At 58.0% G+C, this 288-nt stretch carries 1 protein-coding gene; it reads right to left on the reverse strand.

Features of this window, described 5'->3' with window-relative positions:
* Positions 1-288 (reverse strand): aldehyde dehydrogenase family protein (locus EN857_RS34220; RefSeq protein ID WP_135897741.1); only part of this gene is annotated, 288 nt, incomplete at both ends.

A 288-nucleotide genomic window follows, 5' to 3' on the forward strand; every position in this document is an offset into this window, starting at 1 on the left:
GCTGAACGTCTGGATTGCTGCAACCGGGCCAAAAATCTCGTCATGTACACAGGCGGCACCTTCAGGCACGTTCGATAGGACGGTTGGCGGATAAAAGTATCCCTTGCCGGTCGGTAGAACGCCGCCTATTTCGATCTTGGCACCCTTGGCTACGGCGTCGGCGACAAATCCAGCAACCTTGTCCCGCGTGCTGGCATTGACCAGCGGGCCGACATCGATGCCGTCCAGTGTACCGTCTCCGACCTTGAGGCTTCCCATTTCGTGTGCCAACCTTCGAGTGAATTCGGC

The organism is Mesorhizobium sp. M4B.F.Ca.ET.214.01.1.1, from assembly GCF_004791545.1.
GTDB classification, from domain to species: Bacteria; Pseudomonadota; Alphaproteobacteria; order Rhizobiales; family Rhizobiaceae; genus Mesorhizobium; species Mesorhizobium abyssinicae.